Origin of the sequence: Methanobrevibacter sp. (assembly GCF_045539575.1) — an archaeon.
Taxonomy (GTDB): Archaea; Methanobacteriota; Methanobacteria; order Methanobacteriales; family Methanobacteriaceae; genus Methanocatella.
In genome coordinates this window covers 1-22,848 of the sequence record NZ_JAZQFM010000007.1, presented here as the reverse complement: position 1 = coordinate 22,848, position 22,848 = coordinate 1, and the positions used below count along the sequence as shown (strand labels likewise).

Here is a 22,848-nt window from a genome sequence, read left to right as displayed (position 1 = left end):
AATATAATTGTTGAAATATTAACAAACAGGAATATAATCTGGGATAACTTGGAAATTCTCACTAATGTGAGTATAACATGCCAAGAATTATCACTAGATATTTCTAAACAGGTGATTTAAAATGTGTTCTAGTGGAGGGCCAATGGCTGATATTGATTTGAAAAAATTGAAAACAAAAAAATACCGTTGCAACGACTGTGGAAATACCTTTAAAGGTATCGGAAGAAAAGTAGTTTGTCCTTCTTGCCAAAGTGACAACGTTGAACTTGCAGAGTAAATAAAATTTACTCTATTTTTTATTTTTTTAGTGATTTTATGAACATTGATTTTAAAAACGATGAAATTCTATTTATTGAAGGCGAAACCGGAATGGTAGGTGTCGTTAAAGTGGCCTATGAAAATAAAATGCTATTTATAGCGACCCAGGACAACGAGGAAATAGTTCAGTTTTTGGAATCAGACGACATTATTGCAGTATCAAATTTCAAGAAAGACAAAAGGGCAATACGTTCACAGGCTTATCTTAGCCGTGAAGAGTCATCCCCTCTAGTAATTTTAAACAAGGATCATCCGTCAACCAAACGTTTGGAAACTGTCATATCAATTGGAGATGAAGTTAATCTGAATTGCAACATAACTCCAGGAACCCATCCTGAACAGAATGTGCTGTGTTCCTGTGATAGTCTGTCAGGACTTGAAATTGTAAAAACACCGACCGGAGTTAAATTAAACCGTCAATTCGATGATTATTCAATAGAAAAATTTTAGGTTAAAAAATGTTATTTGTTGACTCATTTTACATGTTTTTAGGGCAGTTAGTGGTTATTGTAGTTGGTATAATACTCATTTTACTGATTATTGTGCTTATTTTAGGAGTCCTGATTGCAAAGAAAAACCAGATAAAATTCCCGAGATTCCTTTTGTATATAGTTGATTTGCTATATTCTCCACTGAAGACAATAGCTCACTTTTTAAAATTGGATGACAATATCATTGATGACATTGCCATAAAAGTCCGTGATGAAATCAACAAGGAAAAATTCAAAGAGATTCCCGCTGAAAAAACACTTGTATTCCTGCCGCATTGCCTTAGACATGGAGATTGTCCTGCAACACTTCAAAAGGAAGGTCTTAACTGTACCGAATGCGGATTATGTTCCATAGGTGTCATCAAAAAGAAATCCGAACCTTTGGGCTATAAGTTATATATCGTTCCGGGTTCAAGTTTTGTCAAAAAGATAGTTATGGAAAACAAATTTCAGGCTGTGCTTGGTGTGGCATGCCATGAAGATTTAAATCAGATGATGATGCTTTTGTCTGACTTTTGCCCTCAAGGGGTATTGCTTGAAAAAACAGGATGTTTTGAGACAAAAGTAAATGTTAAAAAAGTATTTGAAAAACTGGATTCCAAATACTGATCTGACATTCTTTTTTTGATTCATTTTTACTATTAAATAAATGATTTGCTGTCATTTGTAAAGACTACAGCAGGTCTTGAATATTTTTGATTTTTTCATATGTTTCCTCATCCTTTAAAATGTCAAATTTGATATTCAGGAAATACAGTTCCTGGCTAAACAGCTTATTTTCTTCATATTCTTCAATAAGTTTATCCAATGTGGTTAAAATGAATGGATTCAAACCAATCTGGATATTTTTATTCTTAAGAATATCGATACTTTCTTCCAGGGTCAAATCGACTTGAGGATTTTTGCTTTTGATGTAGTTGATTTCGGAATATGCCATTGGGCTCAATTCAAAGTTCATGCTGTATCTGAAGAGTGCAAATGCGGTTTCAAGCTGGTCTTCCTCTACATAATAATACCCAAGTGTCCTGTAGCATCTTGCAATGTCTTGAGGGTAATATGCATATTTAAGGGCATCAGTTGCATGCATGTAATATTTATTGTATGTGTAGGTGTGCACTTTGTAAATCTCGCACAGCTCCAGTATTACTCTTGAAGAAACAGGGTTTATCTTAATGGCTTTTTTCAGGTATATCTCAGCTTCTTCGTATTGTTTCGCTTCAAGAAGTAAAAATCCGTAGATGTAGTATAAATCCAGCAGTGGCTGATTGTCCGGAATGTATCTTAAAGTCTTTTCAGCCCCAATATATGTGTTGAATAATATTTCTTCTAAAGGGTTTGTGAAAAAGTGATATTCGCTTACTTTGTCATCTTCAAACATTCCAGGAAAACTTTCCATGAAGTTGTCTAATTTTTCCAATGCGGTGTCATATTCGCCACCTTCTATATCATAGGAAATGTCATTCAAAATATCGATTATTGGATTTTCCTTATCGGATATTTCAATAAATTCATTCTTTTCATCTTCGCTAAGACAGTCCCACATCATACGGGAGATTTCCTTGATTATCTCTTTGTTGTAGGGATGATCAGCATATTTCTCAATCTGTGAGGATAAATACTGCTTGTTTAAATCGGGGTTTTCACCTAAATTAGATTTGATTTCATTTATTATGTCTTCGTACATTAACACACCAAAAGTTACTTTAATTGACAAGGTTTTTATATAACCTCTTACCTATTTATATATGTATAAAAATTTAGTTTTATATATATTTTTATTTAAAAAAAATTAAGGTGATTATGAAATGGCAAATCAACCAATATTTATTCTTCCTGAAGGGACAGAAAGATATTCTAAAAGAGATGCTTTAAGAATGAATATCACTGCAGCTAAAGTATTAGCTGGTATTGTAAGAACCACTTTAGGTCCTAAAGGTATGGATAAGATGTTAGTCAACTCATTAGGTGATGTCACTGTCACCAATGACGGCGCAACTATCATGAGAGAAATGGAAATCAATCAACCTGCAGCTAGAATGCTTGTAGAAACCGCTAAAAAACAAGAAGAAATTGTCGGTGACGGAACCACTTCCGTTGTTGTTATTGCAGGTGAATTATTAGCTAAAGCTGAAGAATTATTAGATGATGGAATCGCTACATCTGTTGTAGTAAAAGGATTCAGAAACGCTACAGCAAAAGCAATCGAGCTTTTAAATGGAATTGCAATTGATGCTGATGATGAAGAAACCCTTAAAAAAGTGGCAGTCACTGCTATGAGCGGTAAAGGATCAGACTATGCAAAAGAACATTTGGCTGACCTTGTTGTAAAAGCTGCATTAAGGATTGAGGAAGACGGAAAATCCGACATTGACAACATTAATATTCAAAGGGTTTCCGGAGATTCTGTAGAAGATTCATTTTTAGCTGAAGGAATTGTCATCGATAAGGCTCCTGTTTCCAAAAACATGCCTAAAGATGTTGAAAACGCTAAAATTGCAATCATGAAATATCCAATTGAGTTAAAAGATATTAACACTGATACCAAAATTGACATTACCAGTCCTGAACAATTTGAAATCTTCTTACAAAACGAAGAACAGATGATTAAGGATTTAGTTCAAAAAATTATCGATTCTGGAGCTAATGTATTATTCTGTCAAAAAGGTATTGACGACATGGCAGAACACTACCTGAAAAAAGCAGGAATCATGGCTTACAAAAGGGTTAAAAAATCTGACATGGAAAGAATCGAAAAGGCTACCGGCGCAAAACTCGTCACTGACATTGAAGATTTAACTGAAGACAAGTTAGGTACTGCTGGTCACGTATATCTTGACAAATTATTCGACCATGAATTGACCTTCATTGAAGAATGTGAAAATCCAAAAGCTTCTTCCATTGTTTTAAGGGGAAGTACCCGTTATGTAACCGAACAAATCGCAAGAGCATTGGATGATGCTTTAGGCGTAGTTGCAGCAACCATTGAAGAAGGAAAAGTTCTCATTGGTGGAGGAGCTTGTGAAATTGATTTGGTAAAACAATTAAGAGAATATGGTGAATCCGTAAGTGGAAGAGAACAATTAGCTATCTTAAAATATGCTGAAGCTTTAGAAGTTATTCCAAGGACCTTGATTGAAAATGCAGGTTTGGACACCATCAACTTAATTGCTGATTTAAAAGCTGCTCATGAAGACTCCAAATTCATTGGAATCAACGTATTTTCAGGTGAAGTAGTGGACATGAAAGACGCTGGAGTTATTGAACCTTTAAGAGTTAAAATCCAAGCGCTTCAATCTGCTGGTGAAGCATCTGAAATGATTTTACGTATTGATGATATGATTGCAGCAAGAAATGCATTGAATTCCACCGGACCTGATGAGTCTGGTAATGATGCAAGTGGTATGCCTCCAATGCCAGGTGCTGGCGGTATGGGCGGTATGCCTCCAATGATGTAAAATTTTTAAAAAATTTTTACATTTTTCTTTTTTTTATTTTTCGCGCTTATTTTTGATTATACTCTATTATTTCATTTGATTTTTATTCTAACTCAAATAAAATCTATGTTTTTAGTTGAAAAAGGTTTAAATCATAGGGTATTTTATATGATAAGCACTACAATTACTGTTTATATTATAATATAGTCAAGTAACTTTAATTTTCATTTCATATAGTTTAATCCTTTTAGAGCAATATTCAAGTATAATTTTGCTTAACTTTTAATTTTCATTAAGTTTTAAACTTATTTTTTAAAAATAAACAAGTATAATCCTTTTTTCTAAATAAAAAGGTTTATATAACATCTTTGAAATAAATATTGTTGAAGTGAGAATGTAAGCTCACGGAATGTTTAAAAAATTGTTATGGAGGTAAAATATTTTGAACAAACAATTATTACTCACTGCTTTTTTGGCGCTTATCGTAGTATTTTCTCTTAGCGCTGTATGTGCAAGTGAAGTAAGTGTTACAGATTCATATACTACTAGCTTAGTAGATGACACATCAGATGCTTCAGTCCCATTGGAGAAAACTGCTGATTCATCAGAAATTTCTGTATCTAGTGATTCAAATGTTGATAATGATTCATCTAAAGTTTCTCTATCAAGTGAAGAAGTTTTAGGATCTGAAAATTCAAATACTTTATCAACAGTAACGTATTCTAATGACGATGGTGAAAATGGGGTTACCAGTTTATCTGTATCATCCGATGATGTATATGGGGACTCTGGTAATGTTTCTTCTACTGTAGACATTGCAGATACCATCAAATCAAATGATATTTCTAAATATTATAAAGGAAGCACAAAATACACTGCAACCTTTACAGACAAGGAAGGTAATTTATTGGCTAACACCAATGTTAAGATTGTATTGAATGGTGTTACAAAAACTGTAAAGACTAATGCAAAAGGTGTGGCTTCCCTCGCAGTTAATCTTAAACCAGGTACTTATAAGGTTGTTGCAACTAATCCGGTGACTGGTTATCAGAAAACCAACACTTTCAAGGTTTTAACAACAATTAAGGCAAGCGATGTTACTAAGGTTTATACCGATGCTAAAAAATTCACAGCAACATTTTTAAAAAGTAACGGAAAAGCTTTAGCTAACAAAAACGTTAAGTTTAAGATTAATGGTAAAACTTATACTGTAAAAACTAATAGTAACGGTGTAGCTAGTCTGTCAATGACCAATCTCAAGAAAGGTACATATAAGATGATTTCTTACAATACTGACGGATTAACCAAGACCAATACCGTAAAAGTAGTTAAATCAACTACTTCAAAATTAACTGCTAGTGCATATAACTTCCTCAAAAGTACCAGCACTAAAAAAATCAAAGTTACTTTACTCAACGGTTTAGGTTATGCACCGGGATCTGGTAAAATTATTAAATTTACTGTAAACGGTAAAACTTACACTTCTAAAACTAATAGTAAAGGTAATGCTTATCTGACATTGCCTAATTTAGCTAACGGTGTTTATACTGTAAAATATAAATTTGATGGAAATGCTTTTTATAAGGCATCAAGTACTTCAAGCAAAGTTACCATCCTTCCAAGTAAAACACCTACTTTCACAGTTAAAAGTGGAACTACTTTTGGAAACGGTGCTGGAAATTCATTTAAAGTTGCTTTAACATCCGGTAGTGTTCCATTAGCTAGTAAAACTGTTACTTTAACTTTAAATGGAAATACATATACTAAAACTACTGATAGCAATGGAGTGGTTTCACTGCCTATCTCCCTGGCTGTTGGTAAATATACTATAACATATAATTATAAAGGAGACTCATTTTTAAATGCAAAAACTGCATCATCTGAAATAACCGTTAAGGAAAGGGCTCCTACTACCATTACATGGAGTAAAGGAACTTTTGAAGCAGGATCTCAAACTTTCAGAGTAATCTTAAAAGATTCTGAAGGTAACGGTATGGGCGGTGAAACTGTCAAGTTAACAGTTAACGGCAAGACCTATTCTGTAACCACTTTCACAAACGGATGCGCTGCATTCGATGTATACTTGCCTGCAGGAAACTATACTGCAACATTTAAATATGAAGCAACCGGCGATAACGATAACGCTCCAAGTAGCTATAGTAAATCAATAAGTATCATTGCATCTGAAAATGGTTTAGCAGGTTACGGTTACTGGCTTTTCGGTGGAGATATGAAAAGTGTCGATTTAAGTAGTTTGGCTTCTAAAGGAACTTCAGACATATTCCTAAATTTCTTTGCTGTTGAAAAATGGGGTAAATCCGCTGTTCAATCATGGGTTGCTTCTGCAAATAAATATGGAATAAGAGTTCACATCTGGATGCAAGCCTTCTATGACGGTGGCTGGATCAATCCGGTTAAAAACGGCAGTCCTAACACAGCATACTTCAATCAGATAATCAATGAAGCTAAAGAATATGCTTCTATTGCTGGTATTGCTGGTATTCACTTTGATTATATGAGATATCCTGGTACTGCTTATAAAACTACTGGCGGTACTGCAGCTATCAGTCAATTTGCTAAATTAGCATCACAGGCACTTCATGCATTGGATCCACATCTCATCGTATCCTGTGCGGTCATGCCTGAAACTACAAGTAATGCATATTACTATGGTCAGGACATCTCAGCAATCAGTTCATACATGGATGTAGTTATTCCTATGATCTATAAAGGAAATTACGGTAAATCCACTTCATGGATTACCACCGTAACCAAATGGTTTGTTGATAACTCCAATGGTGCTGAAATCTGGGCAGGAATACAATCATATAAATCTGATGATGATGTTACAAAATTATCTACTAGTGATTTAACCAAGGATGCTCAGGCAGGAGTCAACGGTAAGGCAACTGGTGTTGTGATATTCAGATGGGGTATAACTAACTTTGTTGACTTTAATTCATTAACTGGTAAAGTGACTCCTAGTTCTTCCAGTTCCAGTTCATCTAGTTCCAGTTCTTCAAGTTCTAGTTCCAGTTCAACCAGTTCTTCAACTGTAACATTAGCAAATATTTTAACCGCAGCTGATACCTTGAAAAGCACAATAGCATCAACCGGTGCGGTACCTTCAAAAGTAACTGTTGGTGGAGTAAGTTACACAACTCCTCAATTCTTATACATGATGGCACAGGCTGTAGTAAACCTTAATAATGGAAAAAATTCTGCAGTTCCGGTATTGTCCGCTTCAGCACCGGCTAATTCTGCAGGTGACTCTGAAGGTAAATTAAGTTTAGAGGATTATGTTGATGTGGCAACTAGATTGGCCAAATATATCTCAACCAATAAGCAGGCTCCTAACTATGCAGGTTCAACATTGGGTAACATCAAGTATGAAAACTTAGTTGATGCATTCTCCAGAATTGTTGCATATTATAAAAATCACTCACAGTTACCAAATTACGTAACTATCAGTGAAATTAAAAAGTCCAGTTCAAGCACAACTACTCCTACTACTGATACAAGCACTGCAACATCCAAGACAATTTCAATTAAGAATGTCTTGACCGGTGCTACCAATCTGAAAACATATTATGCCAATAACGGTAAGCTCCCTGCAACAGTCACTGCCGGTGGAATCACATTCACTTTACCTGAATTCCTGTATGTGATGAGTCAGGCTATTTACCAAATTGGAAATTCAAATACTAAGGACATCAGTTACATTAGTGGAGTAAGCGCTCCTGAATCTCCATACGGTGATACAATCAGTTCAGAGCAATTGACCAAAGATAACTATATTACTGTAGCAAACAACGTTGCAAAATTCATTAGTACCAATAAATTAGCTCCAAACTATGCTTCTTCAGATGTTGGAAAAATAATTTATTCAGAATTAGTCGATTCATTTTCACGTGTATTGGCTTATTACAACACTAATAATGAATTGCCAAATTACGTAGTTGTCACTTACGGATCAAGCAGCAGCGGCAGTTCATCCTTGACTGGAACTGGTACAGGTTTAAATGAAGCAAACAAGGTTAGTGACCTTACAGCATATTTAAAATCTTCAACCAATTGTCAAGTGGGTAACAGCGCTATCAAATCTATTGTTAACTCTGTAACCAGCGGTTTAACTTCAGATTATGACAAGGCGGTTGCAATCTACAACTATGTGAGAGATAAAGTATCCTACAGTTTCTACTATAATACCAAATATGGTGCAGCAGGTACATTATCTGCTAAGACCGGAAACTGTGTTGACCAATCTCATTTGCTTGTTGCAATGGCTAGAACTGCAGGTCTTGCGGCCAGATATGTTCACGGTACCTGTTATTTCACATTAAGTGGAAGTACTTACGGTCACGTATGGACTCAGATATTGGTTGACGGCAAATGGTATGTTGCTGATGCAACCAGTAATAGAAACTCATTTGGTAAAGTAGTAAATTGGAATACAAATTCATATTCCCTTAATGGAATTTATTCAGGTATTTCCTTCTAATAAATTCCTTTTTTATTTTATTTTTTTTTAAAAATCTTTGCACGGTTGTTTAAGTGCAATATTCAATTGGAATTCTTTTTTTACATCATTTTCCTTGATTTTTATTTAGGTTTACCCAAACTTTTTTATAGTCTTAATTACAGAAATTAAACTAATAATATTTCAGGTGAATCTCATGGCTGATGACAAGATAAGTGAAAATATTGAGGAATATTTGGAAGTTCTCTATCGTAACGGAAGTAATGGAGAACAGGTTTCAACAACAATGCTGTCAAAAGATCTCGAAATCGCTCCGGGCAGTGTAACTCAAATGCTTAAAAAATTAGAAACATTGGGTTATATTGTTTACACACCTTATAAAGGCGCTACATTAACCCATGACGGTATGAAAATAGCTCAAAAAATCACTAGAAAACATAGGATTTTAGAGAAGTTTTTAACTGATGTTTTAAAAATCAAACATGAGAATGTCCATGAGCAGGCTTGTGAAATGGAACACACATTATCAGATGAAGCCGAAAGGGCTTTATGCAATCTGTTGAATAATCCTGATTTATGTCCTGATAATCATATTATCCCTGCCTGTAACTTTGACTTTAAAAACTGTCAGGAATGCGGTTCCCAACATGATTTTGACCATGTTGTTTACAGGTCATTTAATTTATTGTCCATATCCGAGTTGACTTCCAACAGTGAAGGTGTAATTTCATTTATTCGCGGAAGTCCGGAGCTATTGGATGATATCTCTGACTTGAATATTAAAATCGGTTCACATTTAAGCTATGAGTTCAATGAAAACAGGTTAAGTAACTACTTCCTGGTTACAATTGATGATAAGGAGTTAAATATTCCATTGGAAATGGCTAATAATATTTTTATTAGAATTTAACTTTCTTTTTTTCTTTTTTTCATAAATTTTATATAATATTTGTTTCAAATTTAATAGCATTAAATATAATTTATTTCTTTTTTGGTGTTTTAATGCGTGGAAATTTATCTAATGAAATAGTGTCTGTTAAAATTGAAGAAGGTAGTAAAAGACCGATTGCCTTGCATGAAAAAAGCAAGTTCGGTAAAATTGAAGCTGATTGTCTTCAACTTTCTTTGATGGAAGCATGCTATTTGTTGGAAAAAGGGCGTTTAAATATTTATGAAGATGACGTTGAGTGCAGCATAGGTTATCTGATTGATATATTGAAGGAACAGGATAATTATGCTAAATATATAGTCTACCGTGACCTGAAGGACAGGGGATATATAATTAAAACAGGATTCAAATACGGTTCTGAATTCAGGCTGTATGACCGTGGCAGATCTCCTGGTCAGGGACATTCAGATTATTTGGTAAAAATCATTTTTGAAAACTATGATATCAATGCACTTGATTTTGCAAGTTATGTCAGGGTTTCACATGGTGTAAATAAAAAACTTCTTTTGGCTATTGTGGATGATGATTTTGATATTACATACTATAATATCGAATGGACAAGACCTTAATTTAAATTAAAGAAATCAGTTATATTTTGGCATGATTATTGTTCAAATGTTATAATCATTGAAGTGATATTTAATTTAGTGTGTGTGAGAGTGATAATGTGGAAAATTTAATCGACCCATGGGCATCATTTAGCCTGGATTATGATAAGTTAGTTAATCAGTTTGGAATCGGCAAGATTTCAGACATTGTTGATGATATTAAAAACCCTCAAAGACTGATGAAAAGAGGGGTAATTTTCGGTCACAGGGAATTCAATGAGATAAATAATTTAATCAATCAGGATAAGGACTTTGCTGTTGTAACCGGCATGATGCCGAGCGGTCAGATGCATATCGGCCACAAGATGGTTGTAGACCAGCTTAAATGGTATCAGGAAAAAGGAGCAATGCTTTCTTTACCGATTGCAGATTTGGAATCATATGCCGCACGTGGAATGAGCTTTGAAAAAGGCCGTCAGATTGCAGTGGATGAATACCTGACCAACTGGATTGCACTGGGTCTCGACCTTGAAAAGGACAATGTTAATGTGTATCTCCAGTCTCAAAATAAATTACTGCAGGATCTTGCATTCAAGGCATCCAGCAAAACCAATTTCAATCAGCTGAAAGCTATTTATGGGTTCACCCCTTCAACCAACATTGCACACATTCAGGCACCTTTAGTTCAGGTTGCTGACATATTGCTTCCGCAAATTGAAGAGTTTGGAGGTCCAAAGAAGGTTGTTGTGCCTGTCGGAATTGACCAGGACCCTCATATCAGACTTACAAGAGACATAGCTCAAAAACTCCATGAAGAGCTAGGATTTTTAACTCCGGCTTCAACATATCACAGATTCCTGACCGGATTGACCGGAGACAAGATGAGCAGTTCCAAACCTAACACTGCAATTTATCTCAATGACGAAACCAAAGACGCAGTCAAAAAAGTCAAATCCGCCAAAACCGGTGGAAGAGAAAGCCTAAAAGAGCAGCAGGAATTGGGCGGTGAAGTTGATAAGTGTGTAATTTATGAAATGCTTCTCTACCATTTCATTGACGATGATGAAGAGCTTAAAAAAATCAGAACTGACTGCCTAAACGGCACTTTACGCTGTGGAGACTGTAAGGTCAGAACCGCTGAATTGATGGAAGAGTTCTTCGATGACCTGCACGAAAAGCAGGTTGAAGCTCGTGAAATTGCTAAAACTTTGATATAATGATTGGGGAAATCAAATTAGCGTTCAGCGAAAACAGGTTAGCCATTCTTTTATCAGTGGCTATACTTTTCATTTCCCTGATTTTAGGTTATGTTTTGGAACCCAACCTGTATGCTTACTTAAACCCCTTGGTTGAGGATTTAACTCAAAAGGTACAGGCAGGCGTTATCAGATTAACATTTGCAGACATATTTTTCAACAACATTAGAATTGTGTTTCAGATGTTCCTTTATGGAATGGCATTCTGTTTTTCTGCAGTGATACTGGCATTCAACGGATTTTTCGTCGGCTATTATGTTGCAGCTTCAGATAATCTCCTATACACAGTACTTTTGATTGTTCCCCACGGGATTTTTGAATTCTCATCATGCATTCTGGCATGTTCAAGCGGTTTGGTTCTGTTTAATTTCATTTATAGGTTCTTAAGAGCCCTTTGGAGCGAAAAAGATAGTTCTGTTAAACTTAGTTTGTCAAATTCATTCAATGCAAGTAGCGATAAGTTAAAACAGGCTGTAATATTGTTTGTCATCGCTTCGATTCTGATGGCAATCGCCGGTTTTGTTGAAGTGTATTTGACATTGCCAATCGCCAAATCGATTATTTCATTATTGGCTTAAACTTTTATATAATACAAATTTTAAAAAAATAATATAGTGTGATTTTATGATTAGATGTGTTTCATGTGGACAAGAATATGATGACGATGAAGTAATCTACACTTGTGAAAAATGTGGATCCGTACTTGAACTCGTCAATGAAATTGATGTTTCTAAAGATACTTTTGACGGTAGAAAAGACAATTTATGGAAATTTAAGGAATGCATTCCTGTCGATGAGAAAAAAATCGTTTCTCTTGACGAAGGTGGAACTCCATTCTGCAAATGTGATAAATTAGGAGAAGAGCTTGGTGTAAACTTATATGTTAAAGTTGAAGGTTCCAACCCGACAGGCAGTTTTAAGGACAGAGGTATGACTGTCGGTATGACCAAAGCTATGGAACTCGGAGTAAGCACAGTCGGATGTGCTTCAACAGGTAACACTTCAGCTTCCCTATCAGCTTATGCTGCCCGTGCAGGATTAAGATGCATTGTATTTTTACCTTCAGGTAAAGTTGCACTCGGTAAACTGGCTCAGGCTATGTTCCATGGTGCTGAAGTAATGTCTATTAACGGTAACTTTGATGAAGCACTTGAAGCTATGACTGCACTTGCATTGGAAAAACATCTTTACCTGTTGAATTCAATCAACCCTTACAGACTGGAAGGGCAAAAAACAATCGGATATGAAATTGTCCGTGATTTAGGCTGGCAGGCTCCTGACAGGATAATCTTGCCTGTTGGAAATGCCGGAAACATTTCAGCTATCTGGAAAGGTGTTAAAGAGTTTTATGATGCAGGATTTATCAAGGATCTTCCAATGATGACCGGTATTCAGGCGGAAGGGGCATGCCCTGTTACTAATGCATTCAAAAAAGGAGATAAAAGGGTCGTTCCTGTAGAAAATCCTGAAACCATTGCTACTGCAATCCGTATCGGTGCTCCTGTAAGTGACATCAAGGCATTAAATGCAATCTATGATTCCAACGGTTATTCTGAAACCGTAACTGATGAAGAAATTCTCGATGCTCAAAAGTTGCTTGCAAGAACAGAAGGTATTGGTGTTGAACCGGCTTCTGCAGCTTCCATTGCAGGTCTTAAAAAACTTGTTGATGAAGGTGTAGTCGATAAAGGTGAAACAATTACCTGCGTTGTCACCGGACATTTACTTAAAGATCCTAACACTGCTATTGATGCATGTACCCAGCCTACACAGGTTGATGCGGATATAGACACTTTAAGAAAAATTTTGATGAATAAATAAGATTTTTAAAATAATCTTATTTTCCTTTTATTTTGCTATATTGCTTTTTATTTCTCATTCTTTTTATTTTAATTAACACTTTTTTTAATTAAAGTATTGTATGAAAAACATTTTCAAAGACAATACTTGCACTTTTTAGGTTATTACAATTTGCTTTTTAATGTTGAAATTTTCAAAAATCAACACTATTAAACCAATATATTTATATATAAGCAAATTAAAATTAATTATTAACAAATTAATGAGGTGAAATAATGAGTGAATTACCAATAGCTCCTGTAGGAAGAATCTTAAAAAATGCTGGTGCACAAAGAGTAAGTGATGATGCAAAAATCGCATTAACCGAAGCTATCGAAGACTGCGGTAATGAAATTGCAGCAAAAGCTGTAGGATTCGCACGCCACGCTGGTAGAAAAACTGTAAAAGCAGAAGACATCAAATTAGCAATCAAATAGATATGCTTTTTTTATGTAGATAGTAATTTTTTTACTATCTCTTTTACACTTTTTAGATTTTTATTTTCGATTATTGAATTGTTTATTCCTTATTTTTGACTTATTTTTGAAAACATTTATATACTATGCTAACCAATTTATTATTGTCTAGTCCTCTAGAATTATTTCATTAATTACTAAATTTTTATTTTTAGTTTTGCTAAAAATTATATGAAATTCAGAAGTATTTGTATTGAAAGTCTAATCCCTCTTATTTTTTTCTCGGAATTATATTTAGTGATATATGAATTATTCAAGAATTAGTATTATTAAAAACTATATTAAATTATTCATCTATTGAATAATTTGAGTAATTTCTATAGTTAAAAAATAATATAACTATATATAATTACATTATATTATGATTCAAAAGAATTATAATATCTGCCGATGGATGGCATAGCCAGATGAAAAAGGAGGTATATTTTATGGCAAACATTTATGTAAAATTTGACACACCTGAAGAATTAGCTAAACAAGCTGAAGAAGCATTAGAAACCGCACAAGCTACCGGTAAAGTAGCAAAAGGTACTAACGAAGTAACCAAATTCATCGAAAGAGGAGACGCAGCATTAGTCGTTATCGCAGAAGACGTAGATCCTGCTGAAATCGTTGCTCACATTCCTGTATTAGCTGATGAAAAAGAAATTCCTTACGTATACTTACCTACCAAAGAACAAGTTGGTGGAGCTGCTGGATTAACCGTTGGTACTGCATCTGCATGTATTGTAGACGCTGGTGACGCTGAAGCTGCTGTTGCTGAAATCGTAGAAAAAGTTGCTGAATTAAAAGAATAAATAAATTCTTTTAAAGGAATTTTACGGTGATAAAATGGAAGAAGGAACTCCTGCTGAAGTCATTGAAGTTTTAAAAAGAACTGGTATGACTGGTGAGGTAATGCAAATTAAATGCAGAATCCTCGATGGTAGAGATAAAGGAAGAATTTTAACAAGAAACATTATGGGACCTGTAAGAGAAGGCGACATCTTAATGTTACTTGATACTATTAGAGAAGCTAAGGAAATTAAGACTCCATAAGAAGGTGTAACAACATGAGAACTTGTTCATTCTGTAATAAAGAAATTGAAGAAGGTACAGGAAAAATGTACGTTAAAAAAGATGGATCAATATATTTCTTTTGTAGCAGTAAATGTGAAAAAAATATGATTAAACTCGGAAGAGTTCCAAGAAAAGTTAAATGGGTTAAAGAATGATTCAAAAAAGTTTTGTAATGATGAAACCAGACGCTGTTCAAAGACGTCTTATGGGTAAAATATTATCCCGTTTTGAAGAAAAAGGTCTTCAAATCGTTGCTTGTAAATTAATTCAAATAGATGAAGATTTAGCAAAAACTCATTATGGAGAACATGCTGAAAAACCATTTTTCCCAAGTTTAGTAGAATACATCACTTCATCCCCATCATTAGCTATGGTAATTGAAGGAGAAGAAGCTATTACTACTATCAGGAAATTAGTTGGTGCAACTAATCCTTTAGAAGCAGATCTTGGAACCATTAGAGGAGACTTTGGTATGGATACCGGTAGAAACATTATTCATGCTTCAGACGCTCCAGAATCTGCAGAAAGAGAAATTGCTCTTTTCTTTAATGAAGATGAAATTTGCGATTACAAAATCGTTGACAATGATTTAATTTACGAATAAATAGATTTACAAATTTATTATAAAAAAAGATACTATGAAAATCAGATCCCCGATTGTATCAGTTTTAGGTCATGTAGACCATGGAAAAACAACATTATTAGATTATATTAGAGGCAGTACTATAGCTGATAGGGAAGCTGGAGGTATTACTCAACATATTGGTGCTACTGAAATACCTAACGATACTATTGAAGAAATCTGTGGAAATTTTATCTCTAGATTAACTATCAAAGATTTAATTCCAGGTTTGTTCTTTATTGATACCCCTGGACACGCAGCGTTCACCAGCTTAAGAAAACGTGGTGGAGCTTTAGCGGACTTAGCAGTATTGATTCTTGATATTAATGAAGGTTTTAAGCCTCAAACCTATGAAGCGTTAAACATTTTGAAAATGTATAAAACTCCTTTCATTGTGGTAGCTAACAAGATAGATATGATTTTCGGTTGGGAAACACATGAAGGTGCTTCCTTTAAGGAAACTTTTACACAACAGGCACCTAGTGTCCAGCAGGAATTGGATTATAAGGTTTATGAAATTGTTGGTGAACTTCACAAAGAGGGTTTCCAGTCTGAAAGATTTGACCGTGTAAGCAACTTCGCTTCACAGATTACAATCATTCCGATTAGCGCTAAATCCGGAGAAGGAATTATTGAAGTATTGGCAATGCTTTTAGGTCTTGCTCAGGAATATTTAACCGAGCAGCTTGAAATCAATGAGGATGCTCCTGCAAAAGGTACTGTTCTCGAAATCAAGGAAGAAGTAGGATTAGGTCTTACCATTGATAGTATTATTTATGACGGTGTTTTACGAACTAATGATGAAATAGCTTTAATGACTTCTTCAAATGACGTGTTAACAACTAAAATAAGATCTATTTTAAGGCCACTTCCTTTGGAGGAAATGAGGGATTCCAAAAAGAAATTCCAAAAATTTGATGAAGTTGTGGCTGCTGCAGGTATCAAGATTGCGGCTCCTAATTTAGATGATGTTGTTTCCGGCTCACCGCTTAGAGTTTTAAGCGATGATGCGAATGTTGAAGAGGAAATCTTGAAAGAAATCGAAGATATTACCATCAGCACAGAAGATGAGGGTATTTTAGTTAAGGCTGACACATTAGGTTCTCTTGAGGCAATCGTTAAGCTGTTAAGGGAACTTGAAATTCCTATTCGTGAAGCAAACATCGGTGATGTTAACCGTAGAGATATCATTAATTCATCTATTGCATTAAGTGAAAATGATACACATGGTGCAATCATTGCCTTTAATGTAGATGTTCATCCTAATTCTGTTGAGGATCTTAATAATTCCGATGTCAAGCTCTTTAAGGGAGACGTCATCTATCAGATTATTGAAGATTATGAAGCATGGATTGATGAAATTGAGAAAGCCAAGAAAAAGGCATTTTATAATGCAATTATCAAACCTGCAAAATTCATGTCTTTGCCAAAACTTGTTTTCCGTCAAAGCAAACCAGCAATTATTGGAATAGAATCACTTAGCGGTACAGTCAAACAAGGTCAGACTGTCATCAACAAAAACGGTGAGTATGTTGGAGTTATTGCAAGTATGGAAGATAAGGGTGAAACATTGCCTGACATTTCCAGAGGTCAGAGGGTTGCTATGGCTATCAATGATGCTATTGTTGGCAAACATTTCGAAGAAGGGGATGAATTATATATTGATGTTCCTGAAAAGCATTACAAATTCATTGAAAGGGAATTTAAGGATAAATTAACTGAAGATGAATATGAAACTTTATATGAATTTTTAGAGATTAAACGTAAACAGGATCCAGATTGGGGTAAATTTGGTCTTTTCGAATAATAAATTAAGGGTTATAGAAAAAATTAAGGAGGAATACCATGGCATTCAAAGTAGTTGTGTCTGATAAAGCTGACTCTTATCAAGTTGAAGTCGATGAAACTAAAGCTTTCAACGGTTTAGTCATCGGTGATGAATTTGATGGTGGACTTGTTGGTTTAGACGGTTACACTTTAAAAATTACTGGTGGTAGTGATAAAAACGGTTTTACTATGAAAAAAGATGTTTCAGGTACCAGAAGAATCAAAAGTTTATTAACTGGTGGTATCGGTTATCATCCTAAAGCAGATGGTGTTAAAAGGAGAAAAACCGTAAGAGGAAACACTATTGCTGAAGATATTGTACAAATCAACACTGTAGTTACTAAAGCTGGTAGTAAATCAATAGCTGATATTCTTGGTGCTGATGAAGAAGAGGAAGAATAGTTTAACTATTTTTCTTATTTTACTTTTAAGTTGAATTAAAATTATAAAAAAGGTGGTTATCTGTGAACGTACAGTCAGATGTTAACATAGGTTTAGTTGGTCATGTAGACCACGGTAAGACTACTCTTACCAAAGCATTATCAGGAATATGGACTGATACTCACAGTGAGGAAACAAAAAGAGGTATTTCAATCCGTTTAGGTTATGCAGACATTGAATTCAGAAAATGTCCTGAATGCGGAGAACCTGAATGCTACACTACTTCTGAAACTTGTGAAATCTGTGGGAGCGAAACTGAATTAATTAGGAAAGTATCTTTTGTTGATGCTCCTGGTCACGAAACTCTTATGGCAACTATGTTATCTGGTGCTGCAATTATGGATGGTGCAGTGTTAGTAATTGCTGCAAATGAGTCTTGTCCACAACCACAAACAAAAGAACATCTCATGGCACTCGACGTTATCGGTGTTAAGGATGTTATCGTAGTTCAAAATAAAATTGATATTGTTTCAAAAGAAAGAGCTATTGAAAGTTATAATGAAATTAAGGAATTTGTTAAAGGCACTTGTGCTGAAGATGCTTTAATAATACCTGTATCTGCTCAACAAGGTGCAAATATTGATATCCTAATTGAAGCAATGCTCAAACAAATTCAACCTCCAGAAAGGAATATTGATGACACTACATTAATGCATGTAGCAAGGTCATTCGATATTAACAAGCCTGGTTCCGGTGCTGATAAGATTAAAGGAGGAGTTATTGGTGGAACATTAGTTCAAGGTACCTTCAAATTAGGAGATACCATTGAAATAAGACCTGGTCCTACTAATAACGGTGAAAGACTCACTTTAAAATCTGAAATTATCGGACTCGAAGCTAATGGAGAACAAGTTGAAGAAATAGGTCCTGGTGGTCTTGTAGGTATTGCAACCAAATTGGATCCGTCATTGACTAAATCAGATTCATTATCCGGAACTGTTGCCGGTGAGGAAGGCACATTGCCTGACGTATTGGACAGTTTCACTATGGAAGCTAATTTGCTTGACCGTGTTGTAGGTACTAAAGAAGAGCGTGATGTCGCTCCAATTAAACTTAAAGAACCGTTAATGATTAATTGTGGTACAACAACTACAATTGGTGTTGTTACTTCAACCAAGAAAAATGATGTTGACGTTGCTCTTAAATTGCCTGTCTGTGCAAGTCCTGGCGATAGAGTTGCTTTAAGTCGTAGAGTTGGAGCTCGTTGGAGATTAATAGGTTACGGTATTATTAAATAGAGGGCAAATAATGGACTCTAAAGAAGTTGTAATAGATACCAATTTTTTTATGGTTCCTTTTCAGTTCAATGTGGATATTATCACTGAACTTGAAAACTTATTACCTTCTTATAAATTAACTACTCCAAGCTTTGTTATCAATGAATTGAAGGGTTTGAAAAGAAATAATAAAGGAAAAACAAGGTTAAATGCAAATTTGGCTTTGAAGTTAGCTAATTCTTCAAAAATTGAAATAAAGGATATTTCATTATTAGAAAATGAAACTGTGGATGATGCGTTACTTAGAGTTTCAGAAGTTTTAGCTACAAACGATATTGAATTGAAAAATCGTGCAAAAGATAAAGGAATAACAGTTGCATATTTGAGACAAAAAAAATATATTGCTGTTGAAGGTAAAATATAATATTAATTAAACTTATTAATAAATGAGGGATTATTTTGTATTATAAAACAAAAATCGAGGACACTGTAAGAATTCCACCTTACAGATTTGATGATCCTCTTGAAGAAGTCGCTATTCAAACTTTAAACAAGAAGTATGAAGGTCGTTTAGACAAAAAACTTGGTTTACTTATCTGTGTTAACGATATTGATGAAATCAGCGAAGGAAGACTCATAATGGGTGACGGTGCTTCTTACCATAATGTTGTCTTTGAAGCAATTTTCTTCAAACCGGAACAACATGAAATATTTGATGGTGAAGTAATCGATATTGTTGATTACGGTGCTTTCGTAAGAATCGGACCTATGGACGGTTTGATACATGTTTCTCAAGTAACTGATGATTATATTAATTATGACGCTAAAAGAGGAGCATTGCTTGCAAAAGAATCTAATAAAACCTTGGATGAAGGTGACTTAGTAAGAGCTAGAGCAGTTAGCGTATCCATTAAGGATGAATCTACCAATAACATTGAAAATAACAGGAATTCCAAAATTCCTCTTACAATGAGACAAACCAATTTAGGTAGATTTGAATGGATTCAAGAAGCAAAAGAAAAAAGTAGGAAGGCGAAACAATGAAAGCATGTACTGTCTGTAAAATGATTTCAAATAAAGATCATTGCCCTAGTTGTGGAAGCCCTACTTCTGATAACTGGAGTGGTCTTTTAATCATAACTGATCCTGAAGAATCTGAATTAGCTCGCGAATTAAATATCGAAATTCCAGGAGAATACTGTTTAAGAGTTAGATAGAGGTTTTATCGTGTTGAAATTAGACGCAGAATTAAATAAAGATATAATTATTGAGCTTAAAAAACCGTTAGGTAAATTATATCCTGACTTTGAAGATGCAATTGAAGAAATCAAGTCTTCCGAGTTTTTAATTTCTGTAGGAGATGAAACTTTCAAAAATCTTACTGAACATGAATTGTATCCAGATATTGGTATTATTGATAATTTAATTCAAAGAAAAAATCATACTCATGATGTTATACGCGCAGACCATATTTTAAAAGCGGACAATCCTGCCGGATATATCACAGATGATCTATGGGAAACCATAGGCCAGGCTCTTGAATTATCTGACAATGGCGAATGTTATGTAATTGAAGTAGCCGGGGAAGAAGATCTTGCAGTTCTTCCTTGCATCATCATGGCGAATCCGGAAACTACAATCTTATACGGTCAACCAAATGAAGGGTTAGTGCTTTTAAAAGTTTCTGACGTTAAAAATAAGGCTCAAAGGCTTATTGATGGATTTATTAAAGAATAAATTTAACTGAGGTTTAATCATGGAAATCGAATTTATTGAAGAAAAAGAAAACAAACTGTTTAACAGAAAAGAAATTAAATTTTATGTTGATTATGATGGAGAAGCAACTCCTAAAGTTTTAGACATCAAATCTAAATTAGTTGCTTTATTAAATACTAAAAAAGATTTAATCGTAGTCGACAATGTACAACCACACTACGGTGAACCTAAAGCATTAGGTTATGCAAAAGTCTACGGCACTGTTGATGATTTAAAATACATTGAAACTGAACATGTTTTAGCTAAAAATGCAGAACCTGAAGAAGAACCTGCAGAAGAAGAAGCTGAAGAATAGGTGATTTATATGGTAAGAAAATCTGATTTATATGAAGTAGATGGAGACAAAATTGTTAGAAAAAACCAAATTTGTCCTCGTTGTGGTGAAGGTGTATTCATGGCTGACCATGGTGACAGAGTTGCTTGTGGTAAATGCGCATACACTGAAATGAAAAAATAAGATTTTTTAAATCTTTATTTTCTTTTTTTTATTATTTTAATTTTTAACTTACTTTTTAGAAGGGATTTTTTTGGATAATATTAGAAATGGTCGTTTTAAGACTGGAATGACTGATGAAGCAGCAGAATATACTTCATCACTTGAAGCTGACATGTTACTTTTTGAAGCTGATATAAAAACTAATTTTGCACACACTTCCATGCTGAAGCATGAGGGAATTATCGATGAGGAAATTGCAGATAAGATCTTATGCGCTTTGGACAATCTTAAGGAGGAAGGTTTTGAGGCTTTGGTTTTCGATGCATCAATTGAAGACGTTCATATGGCAATTGAAAATTATGTAACTTCCAAGATTGGTCCTGAAGCCGGTTTTATGCATACCGCAAAATCACGTAACGATCAGGTTGCATGTGATGTGAGATTAGTTCTTCGTGAAATGATTGAGGAAATTCAGATAGGCATTTTGGAGTTTATGGAAGGGTTAGTTGAAATGGCAGGCGAACACCTGGAAGATGTTTTCATTGGTTTTACCCACTTGCAGCACGCTCAGCCAATTACCATAGCACATCATTTAATGGCTCATGTTCAGGCTCTTAAAAGGGATTATGAACGTTTGGCCGATACTTATAAACGTGTAAATCTGAATCCTTTAGGTTCAGCGGCTATGGCCACTACCAGTTTCCCGATAAACAGGCAATTGACTACTGATTTATTGGGCTTTGACGCTTATTTGGAAAACTCCATGGACGGCGTTTCAGCACGTGACTTTATCACAGAAACCGTCTTTGATTTGGTGTCCTTATCATCCACTCTTGCTAAAATCTGTGAAGAGCTGGTTTTATGGAGCACCTATGAGTTCGGAATCATTGACATGGCAGATGAATACTCATCAACTTCTTCTATTATGCCTCAGAAGAAAAATCCTGATGTAGCGGAGCTTGCAAGAGGAAAAACCAGCATCGCTACCGGTGAGTTAATTACTATCCTTACTATTTTAAAGGCCATTCCATACACTTATAACAGGGATTTGCAGGAAATCACCCCTCATTTATGGAACGCCGTTAAAGTAACCAAGGACACCTTGTCCATTGTAACAAAAATGTTGCTTTCAGTTGAATTTAAAGTTGACAGATGTGCTGAGCTAGCAGGTAAAAACTTTGCAACTGCAACAGATCTTGCAGACATTATGGTACGTGAGAAAAAGATACCGTTCAGAACCGCTCACAAGATTGTGGGAAGAATTGTCAATGAAGCCACCTCCAATGAGATGGCTGAAGAGGATATCACTTCCAAATTCATTGATGACATTGCAGTCGAGCTTGGTTTTGATGAATTGAATCTTGCAGATGATTTAATTCAAAGGGCATTGAATCCTGCTGAAAATGTTAGAATCAGAGCTGTTCCGGGAGGTCCTGCTCCTGAAATGGTCGAAATTGCTCGCAGTAACATTAAAGATTTCTTGAATGAAGAATTTGAAAAGAAAGGAATTTAATTCCTTTTTCTACTTTTTTTAAAATTTGAGTCTGTAAAATTTTATAGGCTTATTTAATTTTTATGTGTTTTTGGGTCCAGTTTTGCATTTGGAAGTCTAAAAAGGTTAGAATTCCATTTTTGGTCTTGTATAATTTCTTTATTTTTTCTGGATTGGTTTGTCTGTA

At 34.8% G+C, this 22,848-nt stretch carries 26 protein-coding genes; 25 read left to right on the top strand and 1 reads right to left on the bottom strand.

What is annotated here, in order from left to right; all coding sequences use genetic code 11:
* Positions 1-142: 142 nt before the first annotated feature.
* The 3 genes from ACKI30_RS00830 to ACKI30_RS00820 are packed head-to-tail and all read left to right on the top strand — an operon-like array spanning position 143 to position 1,418.
* The gene (locus ACKI30_RS00830; RefSeq protein WP_407409072.1) at positions 143-277 is read left to right on the top strand and encodes a hypothetical protein; all 135 of its coding nucleotides are present in this window, start codon (positions 143-145) and stop codon (positions 275-277) included.
* A 38-nt stretch (positions 278-315) separates the two neighbouring features.
* A complete protein-coding gene (locus ACKI30_RS00825; RefSeq protein ID WP_407409062.1) occupies positions 316-768 on the top strand; it encodes a hypothetical protein in 453 nt (150 codons plus the stop codon).
* Positions 769-776: 8 nt separating this feature from the next.
* Positions 777-1,418, top strand: coding sequence for a DUF116 domain-containing protein (locus tag ACKI30_RS00820; RefSeq protein WP_407409060.1), 642 nt, complete (start codon positions 777-779; stop codon positions 1,416-1,418).
* Between the two features lie 64 nt (positions 1,419-1,482).
* On the opposite strand, the gene ACKI30_RS00815 is transcribed toward ACKI30_RS00820, so the two are convergent.
* Positions 1,483-2,493, bottom strand: a complete 1,011-nt coding sequence (locus ACKI30_RS00815) for a hypothetical protein (RefSeq protein WP_407409058.1) — start codon at positions 2,491-2,493, stop codon at positions 1,483-1,485.
* A 121-nt stretch (positions 2,494-2,614) separates the two neighbouring features.
* Here ACKI30_RS00815 and thsA point away from each other — a divergent pair, with 121 nt between their 5' ends.
* The 22 genes from thsA (at position 2,615) to argH (ending at position 22,682) form a co-directional block, all read left to right on the top strand.
* Positions 2,615-4,264, top strand: a complete 1,650-nt coding sequence (thsA, locus tag ACKI30_RS00810) for a thermosome subunit alpha (RefSeq protein ID WP_407409056.1) — start codon at positions 2,615-2,617, stop codon at positions 4,262-4,264.
* A 421-nt stretch (positions 4,265-4,685) separates the two neighbouring features.
* On the top strand, positions 4,686-8,744 hold the full coding sequence (locus ACKI30_RS00805; protein ID WP_407409054.1) for a pseudomurein-binding repeat-containing protein: 4,059 nt from the start codon (positions 4,686-4,688) through the stop codon (positions 8,742-8,744).
* Between the two features lie 175 nt (positions 8,745-8,919).
* The gene (locus tag ACKI30_RS00800) at positions 8,920-9,633 is read left to right on the top strand and encodes an iron dependent repressor, metal binding and dimerization domain protein (RefSeq protein WP_407409052.1); all 714 of its coding nucleotides are present in this window, start codon (positions 8,920-8,922) and stop codon (positions 9,631-9,633) included.
* A 92-nt stretch (positions 9,634-9,725) separates the two neighbouring features.
* Positions 9,726-10,241, top strand: coding sequence for a tRNA-intron lyase (endA, locus tag ACKI30_RS00795; RefSeq protein ID WP_407409050.1), 516 nt, complete (start codon positions 9,726-9,728; stop codon positions 10,239-10,241).
* Positions 10,242-10,339: 98 nt separating this feature from the next.
* Positions 10,340-11,437 carry a tryptophan--tRNA ligase gene (locus ACKI30_RS00790; protein WP_292741974.1) on the top strand — a complete coding sequence of 366 codons (1,098 nt, stop codon included), beginning with the start codon at positions 10,340-10,342 and terminating at the stop codon, positions 11,435-11,437.
* Positions 11,437-12,054: a stage II sporulation protein M gene (locus ACKI30_RS00785; protein WP_407409049.1), complete on the top strand. Its 618-nt coding sequence runs from the start codon at positions 11,437-11,439 to the stop codon at positions 12,052-12,054. Before ACKI30_RS00790 ends, ACKI30_RS00785 begins: the two co-directional genes overlap by 1 nt.
* A 46-nt stretch (positions 12,055-12,100) precedes the next feature.
* Positions 12,101-13,297, top strand: a complete 1,197-nt coding sequence (gene thrC / locus ACKI30_RS00780; protein WP_407409047.1) for a threonine synthase — start codon at positions 12,101-12,103, stop codon at positions 13,295-13,297.
* A gap of 254 nt (positions 13,298-13,551) precedes the next feature.
* Positions 13,552-13,752: a histone family protein gene (locus tag ACKI30_RS00775; RefSeq protein WP_292741980.1), complete on the top strand. Its 201-nt coding sequence runs from the start codon at positions 13,552-13,554 to the stop codon at positions 13,750-13,752.
* A gap of 467 nt (positions 13,753-14,219) precedes the next feature.
* On the top strand, positions 14,220-14,588 hold the full coding sequence (rpl7ae, locus tag ACKI30_RS00770; RefSeq protein WP_292747298.1) for a 50S ribosomal protein L7Ae: 369 nt from the start codon (positions 14,220-14,222) through the stop codon (positions 14,586-14,588).
* 34 nt (positions 14,589-14,622) lie between these two features.
* Positions 14,623-14,829, top strand: a complete 207-nt coding sequence (locus ACKI30_RS00765; protein WP_116669816.1) for a 30S ribosomal protein S28e — start codon at positions 14,623-14,625, stop codon at positions 14,827-14,829.
* Between the two features lie 14 nt (positions 14,830-14,843).
* Positions 14,844-15,005 carry a 50S ribosomal protein L24e gene (locus ACKI30_RS00760; RefSeq protein ID WP_004034240.1) on the top strand — a complete coding sequence of 54 codons (162 nt, stop codon included), beginning with the start codon at positions 14,844-14,846 and terminating at the stop codon, positions 15,003-15,005.
* Positions 15,002-15,454, top strand: a complete 453-nt coding sequence (ndk, locus tag ACKI30_RS00755) for a nucleoside-diphosphate kinase (RefSeq protein WP_292747301.1) — start codon at positions 15,002-15,004, stop codon at positions 15,452-15,454. Before ACKI30_RS00760 ends, ndk begins: the two co-directional genes overlap by 4 nt.
* 34 nt (positions 15,455-15,488) lie before the next feature.
* Positions 15,489-17,279: a translation initiation factor IF-2 gene (gene infB, locus ACKI30_RS00750; protein ID WP_407409043.1), complete on the top strand. Its 1,791-nt coding sequence runs from the start codon at positions 15,489-15,491 to the stop codon at positions 17,277-17,279.
* A 38-nt stretch (positions 17,280-17,317) separates the two neighbouring features.
* The gene (locus ACKI30_RS00745) at positions 17,318-17,701 is read left to right on the top strand and encodes a 30S ribosomal protein S6e (protein ID WP_292742375.1); all 384 of its coding nucleotides are present in this window, start codon (positions 17,318-17,320) and stop codon (positions 17,699-17,701) included.
* Between the two features lie 62 nt (positions 17,702-17,763).
* On the top strand, positions 17,764-18,978 hold the full coding sequence (locus tag ACKI30_RS00740; RefSeq protein WP_292742376.1) for a translation initiation factor IF-2 subunit gamma: 1,215 nt from the start codon (positions 17,764-17,766) through the stop codon (positions 18,976-18,978).
* Positions 18,979-18,988: 10 nt separating this feature from the next.
* Entirely contained in the window at positions 18,989-19,381 is a 393-nt protein-coding gene (locus ACKI30_RS00735; RefSeq protein ID WP_407409041.1) for a PIN domain-containing protein, read from the top strand.
* A gap of 35 nt (positions 19,382-19,416) precedes the next feature.
* Positions 19,417-20,001, top strand: coding sequence for a DNA-directed RNA polymerase (locus ACKI30_RS00730; RefSeq protein WP_407409039.1), 585 nt, complete (start codon positions 19,417-19,419; stop codon positions 19,999-20,001).
* Positions 19,998-20,174: a transcription elongation factor subunit Spt4 gene (gene spt4, locus ACKI30_RS00725; protein WP_292742379.1), complete on the top strand. Its 177-nt coding sequence runs from the start codon at positions 19,998-20,000 to the stop codon at positions 20,172-20,174. The genes ACKI30_RS00730 and spt4 overlap by 4 nt, the downstream gene beginning before the upstream one ends.
* 10 nt (positions 20,175-20,184) lie before the next feature.
* The gene (locus ACKI30_RS00720) at positions 20,185-20,694 is read left to right on the top strand and encodes a GTP-dependent dephospho-CoA kinase family protein (protein WP_407409037.1); all 510 of its coding nucleotides are present in this window, start codon (positions 20,185-20,187) and stop codon (positions 20,692-20,694) included.
* Positions 20,695-20,713: 19 nt separating this feature from the next.
* Entirely contained in the window at positions 20,714-21,028 is a 315-nt protein-coding gene (locus ACKI30_RS00715; protein WP_407409035.1) for a 30S ribosomal protein S24e, read from the top strand.
* A gap of 9 nt (positions 21,029-21,037) precedes the next feature.
* Complete coding sequence (locus tag ACKI30_RS00710; protein ID WP_407409033.1) at positions 21,038-21,190, top strand: 30S ribosomal protein S27ae; 153 nt, start codon at positions 21,038-21,040, stop codon at positions 21,188-21,190.
* A 70-nt stretch (positions 21,191-21,260) separates the two neighbouring features.
* The gene (gene argH, locus ACKI30_RS00705) at positions 21,261-22,682 is read left to right on the top strand and encodes an argininosuccinate lyase (protein ID WP_407409031.1); all 1,422 of its coding nucleotides are present in this window, start codon (positions 21,261-21,263) and stop codon (positions 22,680-22,682) included.
* Positions 22,683-22,848: the final 166 nt, after the last annotated feature.